This is a genomic window from Corallincola spongiicola (genome assembly GCF_004284785.1).
Classification (GTDB): domain Bacteria; phylum Pseudomonadota; class Gammaproteobacteria; order Enterobacterales; family Neiellaceae; genus Corallincola; species Corallincola holothuriorum.
The window spans coordinates 210121-228919 of record NZ_SHLY01000004.1 but is presented as its reverse complement, the minus strand read 5'-3'; the positions used below and the strand labels follow the sequence as shown (position 1 = coordinate 228919).

Below are 18799 nucleotides of genomic sequence, written 5' to 3'. Positions count from 1 at the left end.
TCGAAGGGATACCATGCGGTGATTTTTGTGATGTCTCAATGCGTTGAGACGTGGTGTAAACGAATTTTTTAGGTTTGGATAAATGAAAACATTTACCGCAAAGCCAGAGTCTGTAAAACGCGATTGGTTCGTTGTTGATGCAGATGGTAAAACTCTGGGTCGTCTGGCGACAGAAGTAGCGCTTCGCCTGCGTGGCAAGCATAAGCCAGAATATACTCCTCACGTTGATACTGGTGATTACATCATCATCGTGAATGCTGAGAAGATCCAGGTAACTGGTAACAAAGCGAAAGGCAAAATCTATTACAGCCATACCGGTTTCCCGGGCGGTCTGAAAGAGATGAGCTTTGAAAAGCTTATCCAGAGAGCGCCTGAGCGTGTTCTTGAGAAAGCAGTGAAAGGTATGTTGCCAAAAGGTCCTCTGGGTCGCGCAATGTTCCGTAAGCTGAAAGTCTACGCAGGTGCTGAGCATGGTCATGCTGCTCAACAGCCTCAAGCTTTAGAACTTTAATTGGGGGTTCAGTCCATCATGGCAGATAATCAATACTACGGTACTGGCCGCCGCAAGAGCTCAACAGCACGCGTATTCATCAAAGCGGGCAGTGGCGCTATTACCGTCAATGCACGTCCTTTGGATGTTTACTTCAGCCGCGAAACGGCTCGTATGGTTGTTCGTCAGCCGCTCGAGTTAACCGAACTGGTTGGCAAGCTGGACATCAACGTAACTGTGAAGGGCGGTGGTACTACCGGTCAAGCAGGCGCTATCCGTCACGGTATCACCCGTGCACTGATGGAATACGATGAGACTCTGCGTAGCGACCTGCGTAAAGCTGGCTTCGTTACTCGTGATGCACGTCGTGTTGAGCGTAAGAAAGTTGGTCTTCACAAAGCACGTAAGCGTCCTCAGTTCTCCAAGCGTTAATTCGCTGGTACTGGGCGTTCGTCAACGTCTTTGCAAAAAAAGCCCCGTTTTTCGGGGCTTTTTTTTCCTTTTTAGATTAGGGTTGTATGACGAGTATCCTTGCCAGCGCAGGGTGTTTTTTTTACAATCTTGACTCTTTTTTGCAGCGTACCGTTTTCTTTTTCGGGAATTCTCCTGATGAGGCGGTTCGTCGCGCTCCAAAGCCGCAGATAAAAGCGGATGGTATGTGGGAGATAACTGGATGAGCAATGCGCCTGTCAATAACAGCCGTCGTCGCTTTCTAACTGCCGCGACAGCTGTCGTAGGTGGTGTGGGAGCAGTAGCTGCTGCTGTCCCATTTATAAAATCTTGGAATCCAAGTGAGAAAGCCAAGGCCGCTGGTGCTCCGGTGGAAGTGGATATCAGTAAATTGGAACCGGGACAGCTAATACGTGTTGAATGGCGTGGCAAGCCTGTTTGGGTGGTGCTGCGTCCTGATTCTGTATTACAAGAGATGAAAGCCAACGAAGATAAACTTAAGGACCCTCAGTCCAGCGAAGTTGATCAGCAACCTGAATACGCCAAAAACGAATTCCGTTCAGTGAAGCCTGAACTATTTGTTGCGGTCGGCTTATGTACTCATTTAGGTTGTTCGCCAACTTACCTTCCTGGTTCTTTTGGAGAACAGGTTGAAGGCGTTAACTACGGCTTCTTCTGTCCGTGTCATGGTTCTAAGTTTGATATGGCTGGTCGGGTTTATAAAGACGTACCAGCACCGTTAAACTTGGTTATTCCCCCGTACCATTTTAAAGACGATACAACCATCTTGGTCGGCGTTGACGGAGGGACTGTGTAATGTTCCGCTCATTACTCGAATGGATTGAATATCGGATACCTATGCAACGTGTATGGAATATGCACCTTGCTCAGTACCCGACGCCTAAGAATTTTAACTTCTGGTATTTCTTCGGCTCTTTGGCGATGTTGGTATTGGTGAACCAGATCCTGACCGGGATTTGGTTGACGATGAATTACACGCCCTCGGCTGAAGGCGCGTTTGCATCGATTGAATACATTATGCGAGATGTCGAATATGGCTGGTTGCTGCGTTATATGCACTCCACCGGCGCGTCAGCATTCTTTGTCGTTGTCTACCTGCATATGTTCCGTGGGTTGATCTACGGCTCATACCAAAAACCACGTGAACTGCTGTGGTTGTTTGGTATGTTTATCTTTATTGCCCTGATGGCTGAGGCCTTCATGGGCTACCTGCTGCCTTGGGGTCAGATGTCCTACTGGGGCGCACAGGTGATTATCTCGCTCTTTGGCGCGATACCTGTCATCGGTGACGATTTGACCCTTTGGATCCGTGGCGACTATGTCGTCTCAGGTGCAACACTGAATCGATTCTTTGCCCTGCATGTGATCGCATTACCACTGGTACTGGTGGTGTTGGTCTTCTTGCATCTGGTCGCACTCCACGAAGTGGGCTCTAACAACCCTGACGGTGTCGAAATTAAACGGCCAAAAGGGTCTGTTGCGGACGCTGATAAGCCTAAGTTCAAGTTCCACGAGTACTACACCAGTAAAAAAGATATTATCGATGCGGCGCCTTTCTTCCCCTATTTTGTGGTGAAAGATCTCATCGGTATCGGTGTGTTTTTATTCTTTTTTGCTTATGTCATCTTCTTTAACCCAGAGATGGGCGGGTATTTCCTTGAGCCACCTAACTTTGAGGCGGCTAACCCACTGAAGACACCTGAGCATATTGCACCAGTCTGGTATTTCACGCCGTTCTATGCCGTACTTCGTGCTATCCCACATAAGCTCGGCGGGGTTGTTTTCATGGGGCTGGCGATCGTCGTGTTGGCACTGTTGCCTTGGCTTGATCGTTGTAAGGTTCGTTCAATTCGCTACCGTAGTGGCTTGCACAAGCTAAACATTGCTCAATTCTCTGTGAGTTTTGTGGCATTGGGCATTTTAGGTGCTCTGCCAGCGACTGAAACCTACACTATGTATGCGCGGATATTTACCTTCTTGTATTTCGGTTTTTTCGTACTGCTTTGGTTCTATAGCAAAAATGAAAATACTAAACCGCTACCAGAGAGGCTGACCTGATGAAAAGGATGATCATAGCGCTGGTGGCGCTTCTACCAAGCTTGGTAATGGCTGCGGGTGGTAACGTCCACCTTGATAAAGCAAATTATGATTTGACCGATAAGGCGTCGCTGCAAACAGGTGCGAAGCTTTTTATGAACTACTGTTCAGGTTGCCACTCAACTAAGTATCAGCGTTACGAACGTGTTGCGCGTGATTTGGGTATTTCAGCAGCTTTGATGCAGGAAAATCTGATGTTTATTGAGGGAACCAAAATTGGTGCCTTGATGGAAAATGCAATGTCAGATGAATTGGGTGCTAAGTGGTTTGGCGCAACACCGCCAGACTTAACCTTGGTTGCCAGAGTTCGTGGCGCTGATTGGTTATACACCTATTTGCGTAGCTTCTATGAAGACCCGACTCGCCCATTTGGCGTGAACAATGTGGTTTTTAAAGACGTGGGTATGCCCCATGTACTGCAAGAGCTACAAGGGGTGCCACGTAAAACCTATGAATCTCGGCTGATTGACGGTGAACAGCAAGATGTTTATGTCGGTATAAGAGCTGATGGTTCTGGTGAAATGAGCACAGATGAGTATGACCATGCCGTACTCGATTTGGTCAATTTCCTTGTTTACTCAGCAGAGCCTGTGACCCTTGAGCGACGCTCTATGGGCTGGTGGGTGTTAGGGTTTTTGGTGATTTTCACTATCCTGGCGTACTTGCTGAAGAAAGAGTTCTTTCGCGATCTACACTAGTTAGGTTGTTGATAAGATAATGTTTGTCGGGAGACAGGGGTTACCCTGTCTCCTGTTTTTGCTAAAAGATAATATGGAGGCCCCATGGCCGTTGCTGCCAATAAACGTTCTGTGATGACCCTGTTTTCAGGTGCGAACGATCTGTACAGCCATCAAGTGCGTATCGTGCTGGCTGAGAAAGGGGTAAGTGTAGAGATCAATCAGGTTGATCCGAGCAACCTTCCAGAAGAGTTGATCGAGTATAACCCGTACAACACGGTACCTACCTTGGTTGATCGCGAGTTAGTACTCTATAACGCTCGCATCATCATGGAATACCTTGATGAGCGTTTTCCTCATCCGCCTCTCATGCCTGTATACCCAGTTGCGCGCGGTAATAGTCGCCTCATGATGCACCGCATCGAGAATGACTGGTATGTCTTGGTTGATAACATCATCAGTGGCAACAATGCTGATGCAGCACGTAAAGAGCTGACAGAGAGCTTGATTGCACTGGCGCCCGTGTTTGCAGAATCACCCTATTTTCTGAGTGAAGAATTTAGTTTGGTTGATTGCTACATTGCCCCGCTGTTGTGGCGCTTACCTAGTTTAGGTATTGAGCTGACAGGGCGTGGTTCTAAAGAGATCAAAACCTATATGCAGCGCGTTTTTGAACGCGACTCCTTTCAGGCTTCTTTGACTGAGTCGGAAAGAGAACAGCGAGTAGGTTTTTAAACGATGACCCCAAGCCGTCCCTATCTGTTGCGCGCATTCTATGAGTGGCTAGTTGATAACAACTTGACGCCCCACGTTGTCGTGGATGCGACGGTAGATGCAGTAAAGGTACCTACGCAGTTCGTCAAACATGGCCAGATTGTATTGAACTTAGCGCCCCATGCAGTAGGGCAGCTAGAGTTGGGCAATGATGCGGTATCGTTTAGTGCTCGTTTTGGGGGGACGCCTATGTCTGTTTATCTGCCTATTGAGTCGGTGACGGCGATTTATGCCAGAGAAAATGGCGCAGGAACCGTTTTTGCAGATGATATTGCACCAGAGGCTGATCTGGAAGAGCAACCAACACTGGTGACATCCCCGGTGACGGATGACGATAAGCCGACACCACCTTCTGGTGGGCGCCCTAGCTTGCGCGTGGTGAAGTAGTCACGTTAGACCTTGATATAAAAAAGGAGCCGTTAGGCTCCTTTTTTGTATTTTGAGGAAAGCTGTTCAGGCTATTTGCTGGTGTACTCAAACACGCGCACCACTTGCTTAACCCCAGTGACATTACGAGCTATTTCGGTGGCTTTACTTGCTTCCTGTTTGGTTAATAATCCGAGCAGGTAAACCTCACTATTCTCGGTAACCACTTTGACCTGGTTGCCGTTTACCTCTTTATCACCAATGAGATCAGCTTTGACCTTGGTGGTTATCCAAGCGTCATTACTTTGGGTAGTAAGACTAATCGGTGTACCTACTTTAACTTCATTGTGCACTGTTTTGACGCTGGGTATACCTTCAACCACACGGCTTATTTCGTTTCGCAGATGTGCGGTCGGGGCTTGTCCTACCAATAGCAAGGTGCCATTCACGCTGCTGATACTGATACGACTGTGATCCCAGATATCTTTGCGCTCCCGTAGACGACCGACTGCCTTGATTTCAATGGCATTGTCATCAATCTGAGAGCCCAAGGTACGACGGTCATCGATGGCTGCTGCGGTTCCCGCGGCGCCCGCTATGATCACTGCTGCACACCCTTGAAGGGCGAGAGTGCCGGCCAAAACGACACCCAGCAGGCGACGATGTGGCATCATATGATTACTCCTCATCTTGTGGGAATAAAGTGCGGTCGATGAGATCACAGAGGCAGTGAATAGCCAGCAGGTGAACCTCTTGAATTCGTGCCGTGCGGGTAGATGGTACACGTACTTCAGCATCGTTTGGACCCAAAAGCCCAGCCATCTCCCCGCCGTCTTTACCGGTTAAGGCAACAATTGTCATATCTCGTGACAGCGCCGCTTCCATCGCCTTAATCACATTACGACTTTGACCACTGGTTGAAATCGCTAGCAGAATATCGCCACTGTTACCCAATGCGCGAACCTGCTTGGAAAAGATCTCGTCATAGCTGTAGTCGTTAGCGATGGAGGTGATGGTCGAGCTATCGGTGGTTAGGGCGATGGCAGGGAGGCTAGGGCGTTCCTGCTCAAACCGGTTTAATAACTCAGAGGAGAAATGCTGTGCGTCGCCAGCAGAGCCGCCGTTACCACAGGTGAGGATCTTGTTTCCTGATAGCAGACACTGCACCATCATCTGTGCAGCTTTTTCTATGGCTGGAGGCATCGCTTCTGCCGCTGCTATTTTGGTTTGTATGCTTTCTTTAAAGCTTTCTTCAATGCGACTCAACATTGTTTGGCCCTTATCTTTGGACTTAGATCGCGTTACGGATCCATTCATACTGGTCGCCGGTAATGGCAACCACATCAATTCGACATGGGGTCAGACTCTCGTCTAACCCCTTTTGTTGCAGAAAAAGTTGCACTGTATGCCTTAATCGATGAATTTTCTTTTCATCGATTGCGGCTAAAGCGCCTCCGTGACTGCCAGATTTTCGATACTTTACCTCAACAAACACCCAAGTGTTGTCTTCTCGCATCACCAGATCTATCTCACCACCACGGCAATGGAAGTTTGCGGTGACAAACTTCAACTGATGGCGCTCTAGATAGGCTCTGGCCCGCTGCTCATAGGCCTCACCAATCGCCCTATGGCTGAGTAACCATTTCATCTTCTGTTGCCTGCCTTGGCATAAGCTCCGCGCTACCATTGCGCATTTTTGCCCAGTTCAATTCCCGTTTTATCTGGCCATCTTCTGAGACTTGCAGTCTACCTGTCATACCTTCCACGCTAAAACCTGGGAATGCGCGCATCTGGGCCAACTGACCGATCAGTTGGTAGGCGTCGAGTCCAAGGGCGAATAGGCGCTGCTCAGAGGCGCTGCGCTGAGGCCACAGAGCCTTACTGGCGTCACGAGTGCTTGATTGCTCTTCGGAGGCAGGCAGTAACAGGGGGATCTCACTGAACATCACGCCAGTTAATTCCCGTGCCTGACCTTGTGCCAAGCTTTTTTCATGGCTGCGAGAGCTGGCATAGATCGGCAGTTGGTCCGCAAACGGACTGACGGTGACATCGACAAAAGGCTTGAGTAGGCGAGTCTCTATTGGGTTGGAGAACAGGTAGACGGCATCTAAGTCTCGGCGACTGCGCGGCTCAACTTCCAACTTAGAGCCGAATAGCCCTTTCATATGTCGGATCCGAGCCTGACTCTCGTTAACCCCGAGCGCTTGTTCGACCATTTTCTGCATCGCTTTGCGGTCACTGTAATAACGCACCTCAACACTCTGCTTGGTGTCATCATTTGGATCAAGCTGATTGCTGCTGACTAACTGCATCCAACTCTCTTCAAACGCAGCAGCAATGCGACTACCTAAACCGCCCTTAGGCAGTAATAGTAAGGGGTAACGGTGGCCGTCATTCCACATTCGTTGGGCAGCCTGTACGGCTTCATCCTCGGGTGCCAACGGGAAGAAAAATAGTGATGCGTTGTCCACAGTACCGTCGATACGGTTTAGTGCGAGTAGTGGAGTGGTTAATGTGGCTTCGTTGAGCAATGTCTCAACGTTACCTTTTAGCAACGGACCGATAATAAAGTCGCTTGCAGCGAGTTGGGCCTGTTCCAGCGCCTGCAGTGCGCCTTCCGCTGCCGTATCATAAAATGTCACCGTTAGGTCTGGCATGGCTGTTTTCAGGTAGCCAAATACCATGCCATCACGTATCGCCTCACCTTGGCTCTTAAAGCGTCCAGTGAGTGGCAGCAAAACGCCAATCCGTTTTGGCGTGAATGGGCGGGTTTCTAGTGCGGTTTGCAGTTCCAACGGCAGGCTGGCTGCTGCAGGGTGATTGGGGAACTCTATGCGCCACTGCTCTAGGGCATCGATCATCGCAGCCGGGTGGGTTGACATGGTTTTGGTCAACGCCATTAGTCGTAACCAGCCTGTAAAGGCGTCTGGTGGCGGCGCTTGCTCAAAAGTTTGTAGCGAGAAGGGGGTCAGAGGCTTGAGATAGCTCCAGATATAACTGTGGTTTTCCACCTGCTGTTCTGGATCCAGTGAAGGATCGAGTTGCACCAGTGATCTGGCGGCTTCGACCCGGTTGCCACGGGCCAATTGAGCGCGAGCTAGCAATTGATAGGTGCGCAACTTATCTTCGCTACTCAGCTTATCTTTCTTGATTGAGCCTAGGATCTCAATGGCTTGATCTGGTGCGCCACGATAGATAGCAAACTCGGCACCTAACAGCGTGTACTCCAGTCGTTGATCATCGCGCGAAAGTGGGATCTCAATGTTGCCATAGACTGAGCGGGCTAACTCCAGTTGACCTTCAAGCAAGTGGGCGCGTGATGCCAACAGTTGATAGGCTTGGCGAGCCGTTCCTGATGTCTCTTGTGCTTTGAGTAAATAGTCGGCAGCGGGTGCCGTTGGCACCCCTACGGCAACGATGGCAACCTCTTCGGGTTTAGGATCCGGTTTTGGTGTCGGAGCACAGGCCGCAATGGTGAAGAGAATGGCAAGTGGCCAGCTTAGGCGTGGTAGAATACTCATCAGGTTAGGTTACCGGTCTCGTCTAGTAGGCGTAACTTTAATTTAAGTGGGCTTAGTGTACCTTTACCCTTTCATCTTAACAAACAACGGAAAACAGCCCAATGAGCTTAGCGAGTGCACTCTATATTGTCCCTACTCCCATAGGTAACCTAGGAGACATGACACAGCGGGCCATTGAAGTGCTGACAGCAGCGGATCTGATCGCCGCTGAGGACACCCGCCATAGCCGACGTTTATTGGATGCTTACAGCATCAGTGGCCATCTTTGGTCGTTGCATGAGCACAATGAACGGGCGCGCAGTGCTGCGATTATCGAAAGGGTGCAGGCTGGGCAAATTGTCGCGCTGATATCTGACGCTGGCACACCCCTGATTAGTGACCCCGGTTATCCTTTGTTGCGTGCTTGTCGTGATGCTGGTGTCAATGTGATCCCTTTGCCTGGGCCATGTGCAGCAATTACGGCGTTAAGTGCAGCCGGTTTGCCAACCGACAGATTTAGTTTTGAAGGTTTTTTGCCTGCCAAATCTGGTGCACTGAACAGTCGCCTCGATGGATTGGCAAAAGAGCCTCGCACCATGGTGTTTTATGAGTCACCACGACGGGTGCTAGTGACCTTGACCGCGATGATTGAGCATTTTGGTGCCGAGCGTGAGGCGACATTGGCAAAAGAGCTAACCAAGCGCTTTGAATCGGTTGTCCAATCGACTTTAGCTGGCTTAATTGACTGGTTAGAGGCTGAGCCAGAGCGTCAGCAGGGCGAGTTTGTTTTGGTGATTGGGGGCTATCAGGTGCCAGAGGGGGAGGGCTTGCCTGCGGAAGCTGAGCGTTGGTTAGCGCTTCTTATCGCTGAGTTACCATTGAAGAAAGCAGCCGCTTTGGTCGCTGAAATGTACGATGTGAAGAAGAAGCTGGTTTATGACCTGGGTTTGAAGTTGCAGGGTCGCTAGCTGAAACCGCGCAACTCTGCTAGACTCCGCCGCCGGAGTTGGCCAGATGATCGCCGCCGTTATTTATAGCGGGGGAGGAAAGTCCGGGCTCCATAGGGCAGGGTGCCAGGTAACGCCTGGGCGGCGCAAGCCGACGACTAGTGCAGCAGAGAGTATACCGCCGATGGCTTTTATCTTCGGATAATCGCACAGGTAAGGGTGAAAGGGTGCGGTAAGAGCGCACCGCGCGGCTGGTAACAGTTCGTGGCACGGTAAACTCCACCCGGAGCAAGACCAAATAGGCTTCCTTACGGTATGGCCCATATCGGAAGCGGGTAGGTTGCTTGAGCCTGTGAGCGATTGCAGGCCTAGAGGAATGATCATCCACGACAGAACCCGGCTTATCGGCCAACTCCCCCAACTTTTCTCTCGCCCCATCAGGGGCGAGTGATGGCGCAAAATAACCACTTTTTGCCTGATGCCTCTCTCTTCTCTCTGATTTCAGCACTGTAAAAATAAATTTTGGGCTGGAACGGCATTTCACCACCACTTTTATCCACTTTATCAACGGCTTTCGATTTTGCTACAAAAACCCCATGGTGACTGGCCTCACAGCATGGTAGTGACTGCTTGACAAGGGTTGTTTACCCCCCCTACACTTTAGCACCGTGGGGGAAAGTGGATAATTGTGGATCTAAAGGCAATATAACAGGGAGCCAATCTGATCATGTTTCGCGGTGCTAATGCCATCAATCTTGACAGCAAAGGTCGCCTTGCGATGCCAACTCGGTATCGTGAGACCCTTATGCAACGCTGTCAGGGGCAACTGGTTTGCACTATCGATATCAAAGATCCTTGTCTATTGCTCTATCCGTTGCCAGCTTGGGAAGCGATTGAGCTCAAGTTGCAACAACTCTCCAGTATGCACCCCGCCGAAAGGCGCATGCAGCGCTTGCTGCTTGGTTACGCCACCGAAGTAGAAATGGACAAAAATGGCCGTTTACTACTCTCCGCACCACTGCGTCAGCACGCCAATTTGGATAAAAAGCTGATGCTGGTGGGCCAGCTCAATAAATTTGAGATCTGGGATGAACAGACCTGGGCAGATCAGGTTGAAGCGGATAAAGAACTCGAGCTGTCGGGCACTGAACCATTCAGTGAACGACTGCAGGATTTCTCTCTCTAACTAGAGGCAATGGCATTGGTGCATGAAACCGTATTACTGCGCGAAGCGGTAGACGGACTGGCAATTAAACCTGATGGGATCTACGTTGACGGCACATTTGGCCGTGGCGGACATTCCCGTGCCATTCTTTCACAGCTTGGCCCCCAAGGCCGCCTGCTCGCTATCGATCGTGACCCCACCGCGATCGCTGTGGCTGAGCAGTTCGATGACCCCCGTTTCGAGATTATTCACGGCACTTTCTCCCAAATTGCGGCCTATATGGATGAACGAGATCTGAGCGGTAAAATCGATGGTGTACTGCTGGATCTCGGCGTGTCATCTCCGCAACTCGATGACGGTGAACGCGGTTTTAGCTTTATCAAAGATGGCCCGCTGGATATGCGGATGGACAACAGCAGTGGCCAAACAGCAGCTGAGTGGCTGGCTGTCGCGGAAGCAGACGAGATCGCTCGAGTGTTGAAAGAGTATGGCGAAGAGCGCTTTGCTCGCAAAATTGCTCGCGCCATTGTCCATGACCGCGATGAAAAACCGTTTTTACGGACATCACAACTGGCCTCTTTGATTGAGCGTATTACGCCGAATCGCGAAAAGCATAAACACCCTGCAACCCGCAGCTTTCAGGCTATCCGTATTGAGATCAATCAGGAACTCAAACAGATCCACGAAGTGCTTGCTGGAGCTATGGAAGTGTTAGCCCCCTGCGGCAGGTTGTCGGTGATCAGCTTCCACTCGCTGGAAGATCGCATCGTTAAGCAGTTTATGCGCTTGCAGAGTAAAGGGGAGCCGATCCCTCGGGGATTGCCCCTGACAGAAGCGCAGCTGGCGGGGCGCTGTAAATTGAAAACATTAGGTAAGGCGATCAAGCCCAGTGCTGCAGAGGTTGAGGCCAACCCTCGCTCACGCAGTTCAGTGCTACGCATTGCCGAGCGCCTTGAGGTGCCGCTATGACAGATAGCCAGCGCAGCCTCAGCCTATTGGTCTTTCAGGACCTATGGCGGCATAAAGGGTTATTCAGCATGGCGCTGATTAATCTGTGTTGTGCGTTTGCGGTGATCCTAACCGTGCACCACGCCCGTCAAGGCAACATCGTTTTGGAGCAGCTACTGGAGCGTCAGGATCAGCTGAAGGTCGAGTACCGCCATCTGTTGCTGGAAGAGAATTCGTTGGCCGAGCATAGTCGCATTGAGCGCCTTGCAAGCAGCCGATTACAGATGATCAGGCCAAGCCCTGAGTCTGAAAAAGTGGTGAGACTGCCATGAGTAAACAGGCAAAAGCCAATAAGGGACATCAACACTTCGCCTGGCGCTTCTATTGCGTTTTGGGTGCAGTGTCTTTGTTGTTCGTTGCGCTTTTGTCTCGTGCTGCCTATATCCAGGTACTGGATCCGGATCGCTTGCGTATGGAGGGTGATAATCGCTCATTGCGCACCAAGACTGAAATTGTTCAGCGCAGCTTGATCACGGATCGGAATGGCATCGAACTTGCGGTGAGCGTGCCGGTAGAAGCGGTCTGGGTAGATCCAAAAATTCTGTTTGAAAAAGATGGCTTGTCGATGACCCGTCGCTGGCAAGCATTGTGTGATGTGTTAGACCTCGATTTCGATAAAGTGATGGCGAGGATGCAGGGGAGTAAAGGTAAACGTTTTGTTTATCTGCAGCGTCAGCTGTCACCTGCAATGTCTGGCTATGTCGAGAATCTCAAGATCCCGGGGGTTTACCTGAAATCCGAGTCACGCCGCTTCTATCCTACAGGCGAAGTCAGTGCTCACTTGATTGGTTTTACCGACATTGATGACAGGGGCCTTGAAGGGCTTGAGCGCAGTTATGATGAGTGGTTAACGGGTACCGACGGTAAGCGAAAAGTTCGTAAGGACCGTGGCGGACGGGTGATCGAATCTCTGGAAGTGCTGGAGCAAGCGGAAACGCCCCACGATCTCGTGCTTAGCATTGATCAGCGGATTCAAGCGCTGGCTTATCAAGAGTTGAAGAAAGCCACGGAGTATCATCGCGCAACATCGGGATCGGTGGTGGTGTTGGATGTGCGGACCGGTGAAGTGTTGGCAATGGTCAATACCCCTTCATATAACCCTAATAACCGCAAAGGCTTGAAGAATCACCGTACCCGTAACCGAGCCGTGACAGATACGTTTGAACCTGGCTCGTCAGTTAAACCGCTGGCCGTTATCAGTGCCTTGGATGCTGGTTCAGTGCAGTCAGATACTGTGGTTGATACGTCGCCTGGTTGGATGCGTATTGGAGGTCGTCAGGTACGAGACTCCCGTGATTATGGTGAGCTGGATTTGGCAGGGATCCTGCAAAAGTCTAGCAATGTTGGCGTTAGCAAACTGGCACTTTCTGTGCCTGTAGAACAGCTGCTTGGCACTTTTTACAGCTTAGGTTTCGGTAGTGATACCGGCTTGGGGCTGCCGGGTGAAAGCAGTGGTGTGATCCATGAGCGCCGTCGCTGGTCGGAATTTGAAGTGGCAACCCTGAGTTTTGGCTATGGATTGACGGTGACCACGTTGCAGCTAGCCCAAGCCTACGCGGTATTAGGAAGCGGCGGTTTATTGCGTCCACTTTCGATTATCAAAACCGATGAGCCATTGCCCGCCAAACGTGTGCTGGATCAGCAGGTTGCCCGCAGTGTTCTCACTATGATGAATGCCGTGACCGAAGAGGGTGGTACAGGTATTGCCGCACAAGTTGCCGGTTATCGCGTATCGGGTAAGACGGGTACCTCAAGAAAAGCGGTGGCCGGGGGGTATGGCGATGACTATGTTGCGTCATTTGCCGGAGTGGCACCTTTGGATAACCCGCGATTAGCGATCGTGGTGGTCGTCAATGAGCCCGCCGGAGATAGATATTATGGTGGTGATGTTGCCGCGCCGGTGTTTGGTAAAGTGATGGCGGGCGCATTGAGGGCGCTCAATATTAGCCCTGATGCGGTGGAGGATAGCCGTATTGCGGTGCTCAGTGGAGGAAAGCCTGATGGCTCAGCTCGCTGAACTGCTCCCAAATTACTCTATTACGTTGCCAGCGATATCGCTGGCACAGATGCATCTGGACAGTCGACAAATTCGTCCTGGTGATCTGTTTGCTGCTATCCCTGGGCATCTGGTTGATGGCCGTGAATATATTGCGAGTGCTGTGGCGGCTGGAGCTGCCGCTATTCTGGCCGCGGGCGACGAAGAAGCACTGGTTTGGCACCAGGCAAAAGGTGCGGGGGCGGTGCCAGAGATCCGCGTGCCTGATTTAGCACGTCGGTTGCCACAGGTCGCTGCCCAGTTTTACGGTGAGCCAGGTCAGCAGATGAAAGTGATTGGTGTTACAGGTACCAATGGTAAATCGTCAGTTTGTTCCATGTGTGCACAGTTGGCACAACTGTGTGATGAACAGGGTGGGGTGGTCGGTACGCTGGGATGGGGCGCGGTAGATCAGTTGCAGCAAACGGCAAATACCACTCCCGACTGCGTCTCTGTGCAACAGATGCTAGCGGCGATGCGAAACGAACAGATGTCATTGGTGGCAATGGAAGTTTCTTCCCATGGCTTAATGCAAGGGCGCGCAGATGCTGTACCGTTCAGTACGGCAATTTTTACCAATCTATCTCGTGATCACCTTGATTACCATGAAGATATGGCGAGTTATTTTGCCGCTAAGAAGCGCCTATTTTCACTGCCGAGTGTAAAACGGGCGGTGATCAACGTGGAAGATAGCGAAGGGCGCGTTCTCTTTGCTGAATTGCGGGAGACGCTGGACTGTTGTGTGGTGGGGGATGCCGCCGCGTTGTCCGAACTGGGTTGTGCCCAGTTCATCGCTTATCAAGAGTTGTCTCACTTTTCTGATGGTATGCGCTGTGAGTTATCGAGCCACTGGGGCGAGGCGAGTTTATATCTGCCATTGATCGGTGATTTTAATCTTCGTAATTTTCTTTGCGCTCTCGCGGCTTTGTGCGTTGAAGGTTATGACTTCCAGCAGCTGGTGGCTATGGCGGCAAAGCTACAACCTGCCGCTGGCCGCATGGAACTGATACACAAACCGGGGCATCCTGGCCTGGTGGTTGATTATGCACACACGCCAGATGCGTTGGAAAAAGCCTTGGCCGCCTGTCGTCATCATTGCCATGGGCAACTATGGTGCGTATTTGGCTGTGGTGGAGATCGTGACGTTGGCAAACGTCCATTGATGGCGAAAGTGGCCGAGCAGTTGGCTGATCATGTGGTGGTTACTGCGGACAATCCCCGTAGCGAACCGCAGCACCAAATTACCCAAGATATACTGGCTGGATTTGCTTTCCCTGAGCAGATCTCTGTCGTGGAAGACCGCAGCCAGGCAATCGTACAAGCCTTTAGTCAAGCGGCGATGGCTGATCTGATATTGATTGCCGGTAAAGGCCATGAAGATTACCAATTGGTTGGTAAGCAAACCTTACATCATGATGATGGTTTGGTTGCCCGCCGCTTAATGGAGGAGGCGTTATGATCTCCCTGAAATTGAGCCAGATTGCCAATGCGCTAAATGGGCGTTTAGTCGGTGATGAGCTCACCATTGATAACGTGAGTACCGATACCCGCGCCATTGGCAAAGGCGATCTGTTTGTTGCTTTGAAAGGGTTGCGTTTTGATGCCCATGAATTTGCCGGGCAGGCGGTGAGTGATGGTGCTGTGGCCTTGGTTGTGGATCACGAATTAGACCTGCCTGTACCACAAATTGTGGTGACAGATACCCGCATCGCTTTGGGTGATTTGGGTGCTTTGGTGCGCCGTTCGGTTAATCCGCAGGTAGTCGCTATTACCGGTAGTACAGGTAAAACAACGGTTAAAGAGATGACCGCGGCGATCTTGGCAGAGCAAGGCCAAGTGTTGGCGACCCAGGGCAACTTTAATAACGATATTGGTGTGCCGCTAACCCTGTTACGCCTGACTGAAGATGATCAGTTCGCAGTGATCGAACTCGGTGCCAATCATATCGGTGAAATCGCCTATACCGTTGGGTTAACGGCGCCAGATGTCGCCGTGATAACCAATGCCGGAGCCTCTCATCTGGAAGGCTTTGGTAGTTTGCATGGTGTGGTTAGAGCAAAGGGCGAAATACTGAATGGTATTGAGCAGGGCGGTAATGCAGTGTTGAATTTCGATTCACCGGATCTGGCCTATTGGCAGGGGCGCTGTGGCGAACACCCTGTTCTAGGATTCTCCATCGACAAGCCTGATGCCACTGTTTTTGCCACCGATATCGATTTTGATAACGAGGGGCGTGCCAGCTTTATATTGAATCTGCCAGCGCAGCAGGCACAGGTGCATTTGACGGTACCTGGTGAGCACAATGTTAGTAACGCTATGGCTGCCGCTGCCGCTTGCTATGGCCTAGGTATCGATGCGCAGACGATCGCCAATGGCTTGGGCCATATGACCTCGGTAAAAGGTCGGCTCAATGTGTATCACCCCAGCGATGATATCCGCCTGATAGATGACACTTATAACGCCAATGAAGCGTCGGTCAAAGCGGCGATCAAGTTGCTCGCACGCTACCCCGGTGAAAAGGTATTGGTGCTCGGCGATATGAAAGAGCTGGGGGCGCAAGCGAAAGAGTTACACGAAGGCGTTGGTGTATTTGCTCAGCAACAGGGGATTAGTGCGCTTTACGCTGTGGGCGAACTTAGTGGTTGTGCTGCTGGTCGTCACAGTAACGGCCACCATTTTAACGATAAAGCGCGTTTGGTTGATGCGCTGAGGGAGCTGCTCAATCAAGGTCGTCCGACGACTGTGCTGGTGAAAGGATCTCGCAGCTCAAATATGGATAAAGTGGTTGCGGATCTTCTGCAACGACTGGAACAAGAAAAAGAGATGATAGGAGTTGCAGGATGCTAGTTTGGCTGGCGGAGTACCTGACCCAATACTACACGGGCTTTAATGTCTTCTCGTATCTAACGATGCGGTCGATTTTAGGTGTACTGACGGCACTGGTAATGTCACTGATGATGGGACCCTGGGTGATCAGAAAACTGCAGTTACTGCAGATCGGTCAGACCGTGCGCGATGATGGTCCGCAGAGCCACCTGTCAAAATCGGGTACGCCGACCATGGGCGGGTTGATGATCTTAGGCTCAGTACTGACCAGTGTTTTGTTATGGGCCGATCTGTCCAATCACTATGTCTGGGTGATGCTGTTTGTGATTGTGTCATTTGGCCTGATCGGCTTGATTGATGATTATCGTAAAGTGGTTCGCAAAGACCCCAAGGGTTTGATCGCCCGTTGGAAGTACTTCTGGCAGTCGGTCGCGGCACTGACCATTGCGGGATTTCTCTATTATAACGCGCAGTTAGATGCTGAAACGGTATTGGTCGTACCCTTCTTTAAGGATGTGCTGCCGCAGCTGGGGCTGTTCTATCTGGTGGTCGCTTACTTTGCGATTGTCGGTACCAGTAATGCAGTGAACTTGACTGATGGGTTAGATGGCTTGGCGATTGTACCCACGATCATGGTGGCGTCTGCACTGGCCTTTATTGCGTACCTCACAGGTAACGTTAACTTCTCCGCTTATCTGCAGATCCCATATATCCCTTATACCAGTGAACTGGTGGTGGTCTGTGCGGCCATTGCTGGGGCCGGTATCGGTTTTCTTTGGTTCAATACCTATCCAGCACAGGTGTTTATGGGTGATGTTGGCTCGTTAACCTTGGGTGCCGCTTTAGGCGCTGTTGCTGTGATGGTGCGTCAAGAGTTGGTGTTGATCATCATGGGCGGGGTGTTCGTGATGGAAACGGTGTCGGTGATCCTGCAGGTGGGCTCATTTAAGCTGCGGGGGCAACGTATTTTCCGCATGGCTCCGATACATCACCACTATGAATTAAAAGGCTGGCCAGAGCCTCGCGTTATTGTGCGTTTTTGGATCATCTCGTTGATCCTCGTTCTGGTTGGTTTGGCAACATTGAAGGTACGTTAATGATTGATTACGGCGGACAACAGATAGTCATCGTAGGGCTCGGGCAGAGTGGGGTCTCTTGTGCCCGCTTTTTGCGCGCGCGCGGTGCCTGTCCGCTGTTAATGGACACGCGTGAAATGCCTGCCGCTTACGTTAATGCCCCCGATCTGCAAGGCTTACCCACCTGCTTTGGCGGTCTTAATGAAGATATGTTGCTGAGTGCCGAGCTGATCGTTGTCAGCCCAGGGTTGTCACTGAAACTGCCGGCATTAAGTAAAGCCATGTCGGCTGGTATCGATGTGGTGGGTGATATTGAGCTGTTTGCCAGAGAAGTGACCGCACCTGTCGTCGCCATTACCGGCTCCAATGGCAAGTCTACCGTGACCACATTGCTCGGTGAGATGGCCCATGCAGCACGCTTGAAAGTTGCCATCGCAGGAAATATTGGTATCCCAGCGTTGGATCAAATTTCGCCTGAAATAGAGCTGTATGTGCTTGAACTGTCGAGTTTCCAGTTGGAAACCACGTCCAGTTTGAACTGTATTGCCGCCACCGTGCTCAATGTTTCAGAAGATCATATGGACAGATATGATGATTTGGCCAGCTACAGCCTGGCGAAACAACGTGTCTATGCCCATGCCGAAAATATCGTATTTAACCGTGCCGATAGTCAGACCTGGTGTAGCCGGTTCCTCACCCATGGTTGCCGCTTCAGCTATGGTTTGGACGCGCCACGAGATAGTGAATCCATTGGTATTGCTGAGCATCAAGGGGCGCGATGGCTGATGCGTGGTGATAAGCCATTGATAGCCGTTTCAGAGCTTAAATTGCTGGGAGCCCATAATCTCGCCAACGTGGCCGCGGCAATGGCGTTGGCAACCCTCGCCGGGATCCCGTTGTCGGCGATGAAAGAAGCTGTGCGCTCGTTTAAAGGCCTTGCCCATCGTTGCGAGTTTGTGTGTGAACGCAATGGTGTTATTTACGTCAACGATTCGAAAGCGACGAATGTGGGAGCAACGGAAGCGGCGATCTCCGGTTTAGTTGATAGCATTGATGGTCAATTAATTCTATTGGCTGGTGGTGATGGAAAAGGTGCAGACTTCGCCCCGCTGCAAGCGGCACTGGCGCAGGTGGATTGCCTGATCACCTTTGGCCGTGATGGTGAAAAGATCGCAGCGTTGAAGCCTGGTAGTCACGAGGTGGCCGTGTTGGAGCAAGCCGTCGCCAAAGCGTGTCACATAGCACAGCCGGGTGATGTTGTTTTATTGTCTCCCGCTTGTGCCAGCTTCGATCAGTTCCAAAGTTTTGAGCATCGTGGGCAGCGTTTTGCCCAGTTGGTACAGGAGGCCACCGTATGAGTCAGTGGC

General features: G+C 51.1%; 20 protein-coding genes and 1 other RNA gene. 17 read left to right on the top strand and 4 right to left on the bottom strand.

Translation table 11 applies throughout. The features are described from left to right. Window positions 1-82: 82 nt before the first annotated feature. The 7 genes from rplM (at window position 83) to EXY25_RS13160 (ending at window position 4896) form a co-directional block, all read left to right on the top strand. Window positions 83-511 carry a 50S ribosomal protein L13 gene (gene rplM, locus EXY25_RS13190; protein WP_114338152.1) on the top strand — a complete coding sequence of 143 codons (429 nt, stop codon included), beginning with the start codon at window positions 83-85 and terminating at the stop codon, window positions 509-511. Window positions 512-529: 18 nt separating this feature from the next. After that, window positions 530-922 carry a 30S ribosomal protein S9 gene (gene rpsI, locus EXY25_RS13185; RefSeq protein WP_114338366.1) on the top strand — a complete coding sequence of 131 codons (393 nt, stop codon included), beginning with the start codon at window positions 530-532 and terminating at the stop codon, window positions 920-922. A 241-nt stretch (window positions 923-1163) separates the two neighbouring features. Next, window positions 1164-1757, top strand: a complete 594-nt coding sequence (petA, locus tag EXY25_RS13180) for a ubiquinol-cytochrome c reductase iron-sulfur subunit (protein WP_114338153.1) — start codon at window positions 1164-1166, stop codon at window positions 1755-1757. Then, on the top strand, window positions 1757-3019 hold the full coding sequence (locus EXY25_RS13175) for a cytochrome b (RefSeq protein WP_114338154.1): 1263 nt from the start codon (window positions 1757-1759) through the stop codon (window positions 3017-3019). The genes petA and EXY25_RS13175 overlap by 1 nt, the downstream gene beginning before the upstream one ends. After that, on the top strand, window positions 3019-3756 hold the full coding sequence (locus EXY25_RS13170) for a cytochrome c1 (RefSeq protein ID WP_114338155.1): 738 nt from the start codon (window positions 3019-3021) through the stop codon (window positions 3754-3756). The genes EXY25_RS13175 and EXY25_RS13170 overlap by 1 nt, the downstream gene beginning before the upstream one ends. An 84-nt stretch (window positions 3757-3840) precedes the next feature. Beyond that, window positions 3841-4470 (top strand): stringent starvation protein SspA, encoded by a 630-nt coding sequence (sspA, locus tag EXY25_RS13165; RefSeq protein WP_114338156.1) that lies wholly within the window; start codon window positions 3841-3843, stop codon window positions 4468-4470. Window positions 4471-4473: 3 nt separating this feature from the next. Further along, entirely contained in the window at window positions 4474-4896 is a 423-nt protein-coding gene (locus tag EXY25_RS13160; protein ID WP_114338157.1) for a ClpXP protease specificity-enhancing factor, read from the top strand. 71 nt (window positions 4897-4967) lie between these two features. On the opposite strand, the gene dolP is transcribed toward EXY25_RS13160, so the two are convergent. Genes dolP through EXY25_RS13140 form a run of 4 tightly spaced genes read right to left on the bottom strand, consistent with a single transcriptional unit; the run spans window position 4968 to window position 8396 of the window. Then, window positions 4968-5549: a division/outer membrane stress-associated lipid-binding lipoprotein gene (dolP, locus tag EXY25_RS13155; RefSeq protein WP_233496464.1), complete on the bottom strand. Its 582-nt coding sequence runs from the start codon at window positions 5547-5549 to the stop codon at window positions 4968-4970. A gap of 4 nt (window positions 5550-5553) precedes the next feature. Further along, on the bottom strand, window positions 5554-6144 hold the full coding sequence (locus EXY25_RS13150; protein ID WP_114338158.1) for a phosphoheptose isomerase: 591 nt from the start codon (window positions 6142-6144) through the stop codon (window positions 5554-5556). Window positions 6145-6166: 22 nt separating this feature from the next. Then, entirely contained in the window at window positions 6167-6523 is a 357-nt protein-coding gene (locus EXY25_RS13145) for a YraN family protein (protein WP_114338159.1), read from the bottom strand. Then, window positions 6501-8396: a penicillin-binding protein activator gene (locus EXY25_RS13140; RefSeq protein ID WP_130567122.1), complete on the bottom strand. Its 1896-nt coding sequence runs from the start codon at window positions 8394-8396 to the stop codon at window positions 6501-6503. The genes EXY25_RS13145 and EXY25_RS13140 overlap by 23 nt, the downstream gene beginning before the upstream one ends. A gap of 101 nt (window positions 8397-8497) precedes the next feature. Here EXY25_RS13140 and rsmI point away from each other — a divergent pair, with 101 nt between their 5' ends. From rsmI to murD, 10 genes are all read left to right on the top strand, one after another. After that, window positions 8498-9343: a 16S rRNA (cytidine(1402)-2'-O)-methyltransferase gene (gene rsmI, locus EXY25_RS13135; protein WP_114338161.1), complete on the top strand. Its 846-nt coding sequence runs from the start codon at window positions 8498-8500 to the stop codon at window positions 9341-9343. A gap of 34 nt (window positions 9344-9377) precedes the next feature. Then, window positions 9378-9742, top strand: an RNA gene (gene rnpB, locus EXY25_RS13130) — RNase P RNA component class A. 307 nt (window positions 9743-10049) lie between these two features. Next, window positions 10050-10508 carry a division/cell wall cluster transcriptional repressor MraZ gene (gene mraZ / locus EXY25_RS13125; RefSeq protein ID WP_114338162.1) on the top strand — a complete coding sequence of 153 codons (459 nt, stop codon included), beginning with the start codon at window positions 10050-10052 and terminating at the stop codon, window positions 10506-10508. 9 nt (window positions 10509-10517) lie between these two features. After that, window positions 10518-11456, top strand: a complete 939-nt coding sequence (rsmH, locus tag EXY25_RS13120) for a 16S rRNA (cytosine(1402)-N(4))-methyltransferase RsmH (protein WP_130567121.1) — start codon at window positions 10518-10520, stop codon at window positions 11454-11456. After that, entirely contained in the window at window positions 11453-11767 is a 315-nt protein-coding gene (ftsL, locus tag EXY25_RS13115; RefSeq protein ID WP_114338164.1) for a cell division protein FtsL, read from the top strand. Before rsmH ends, ftsL begins: the two co-directional genes overlap by 4 nt. After that, window positions 11764-13512 (top strand): penicillin-binding transpeptidase domain-containing protein, encoded by a 1749-nt coding sequence (locus EXY25_RS13110; protein WP_130567120.1) that lies wholly within the window; start codon window positions 11764-11766, stop codon window positions 13510-13512. Before ftsL ends, EXY25_RS13110 begins: the two co-directional genes overlap by 4 nt. Beyond that, window positions 13496-14989: a UDP-N-acetylmuramoyl-L-alanyl-D-glutamate--2,6-diaminopimelate ligase gene (gene murE / locus EXY25_RS13105; protein WP_165419361.1), complete on the top strand. Its 1494-nt coding sequence runs from the start codon at window positions 13496-13498 to the stop codon at window positions 14987-14989. Before EXY25_RS13110 ends, murE begins: the two co-directional genes overlap by 17 nt. Further along, window positions 14986-16377, top strand: coding sequence for a UDP-N-acetylmuramoyl-tripeptide--D-alanyl-D-alanine ligase (locus tag EXY25_RS13100; protein ID WP_130567118.1), 1392 nt, complete (start codon window positions 14986-14988; stop codon window positions 16375-16377). The genes murE and EXY25_RS13100 overlap by 4 nt, the downstream gene beginning before the upstream one ends. Further along, window positions 16371-17453 (top strand): phospho-N-acetylmuramoyl-pentapeptide-transferase, encoded by a 1083-nt coding sequence (gene mraY / locus EXY25_RS13095; protein WP_114338168.1) that lies wholly within the window; start codon window positions 16371-16373, stop codon window positions 17451-17453. The genes EXY25_RS13100 and mraY overlap by 7 nt, the downstream gene beginning before the upstream one ends. Then, complete coding sequence (gene murD, locus EXY25_RS13090) at window positions 17453-18790, top strand: UDP-N-acetylmuramoyl-L-alanine--D-glutamate ligase (protein WP_130567117.1); 1338 nt, start codon at window positions 17453-17455, stop codon at window positions 18788-18790. Before mraY ends, murD begins: the two co-directional genes overlap by 1 nt. Window positions 18791-18799 lie beyond the last annotated feature (9 nt).

Bases quoted from the DNA above. Each gene is read 5' to 3' on its own strand.
- rplM (WP_114338152.1), top strand. From the start codon at position 83: ATGAAAACATTTACCGCAAAGCCAGAGTCTGTAAAACGCGATTGGTTC.
- rpsI (WP_114338366.1), top strand. From the start codon at position 530: ATGGCAGATAATCAATACTACGGTACTGGCCGCCGCAAGAGCTCAACA.
- petA (WP_114338153.1), top strand. From the start codon at position 1,164: ATGAGCAATGCGCCTGTCAATAACAGCCGTCGTCGCTTTCTAACTGCC.
- EXY25_RS13175 (WP_114338154.1), top strand. From the start codon at position 1,757: ATGTTCCGCTCATTACTCGAATGGATTGAATATCGGATACCTATGCAA.
- EXY25_RS13170 (WP_114338155.1), top strand. From the start codon at position 3,019: ATGAAAAGGATGATCATAGCGCTGGTGGCGCTTCTACCAAGCTTGGTA.
- sspA (WP_114338156.1), top strand. From the start codon at position 3,841: ATGGCCGTTGCTGCCAATAAACGTTCTGTGATGACCCTGTTTTCAGGT.
- EXY25_RS13160 (WP_114338157.1), top strand. From the start codon at position 4,474: ATGACCCCAAGCCGTCCCTATCTGTTGCGCGCATTCTATGAGTGGCTA.
- dolP (WP_233496464.1), bottom strand. From the start codon at position 5,549: ATGATGCCACATCGTCGCCTGCTGGGTGTCGTTTTGGCCGGCACTCTC.
- EXY25_RS13150 (WP_114338158.1), bottom strand. From the start codon at position 6,144: ATGTTGAGTCGCATTGAAGAAAGCTTTAAAGAAAGCATACAAACCAAA.
- EXY25_RS13145 (WP_114338159.1), bottom strand. From the start codon at position 6,523: ATGAAATGGTTACTCAGCCATAGGGCGATTGGTGAGGCCTATGAGCAG.
- EXY25_RS13140 (WP_130567122.1), bottom strand. From the start codon at position 8,396: ATGAGTATTCTACCACGCCTAAGCTGGCCACTTGCCATTCTCTTCACC.
- rsmI (WP_114338161.1), top strand. From the start codon at position 8,498: ATGAGCTTAGCGAGTGCACTCTATATTGTCCCTACTCCCATAGGTAAC.
- mraZ (WP_114338162.1), top strand. From the start codon at position 10,050: ATGTTTCGCGGTGCTAATGCCATCAATCTTGACAGCAAAGGTCGCCTT.
- rsmH (WP_130567121.1), top strand. From the start codon at position 10,518: ATGGCATTGGTGCATGAAACCGTATTACTGCGCGAAGCGGTAGACGGA.
- ftsL (WP_114338164.1), top strand. From the start codon at position 11,453: ATGACAGATAGCCAGCGCAGCCTCAGCCTATTGGTCTTTCAGGACCTA.
- EXY25_RS13110 (WP_130567120.1), top strand. From the start codon at position 11,764: ATGAGTAAACAGGCAAAAGCCAATAAGGGACATCAACACTTCGCCTGG.
- murE (WP_165419361.1), top strand. From the start codon at position 13,496: ATGGCTCAGCTCGCTGAACTGCTCCCAAATTACTCTATTACGTTGCCA.
- EXY25_RS13100 (WP_130567118.1), top strand. From the start codon at position 14,986: ATGATCTCCCTGAAATTGAGCCAGATTGCCAATGCGCTAAATGGGCGT.
- mraY (WP_114338168.1), top strand. From the start codon at position 16,371: ATGCTAGTTTGGCTGGCGGAGTACCTGACCCAATACTACACGGGCTTT.
- murD (WP_130567117.1), top strand. From the start codon at position 17,453: ATGATTGATTACGGCGGACAACAGATAGTCATCGTAGGGCTCGGGCAG.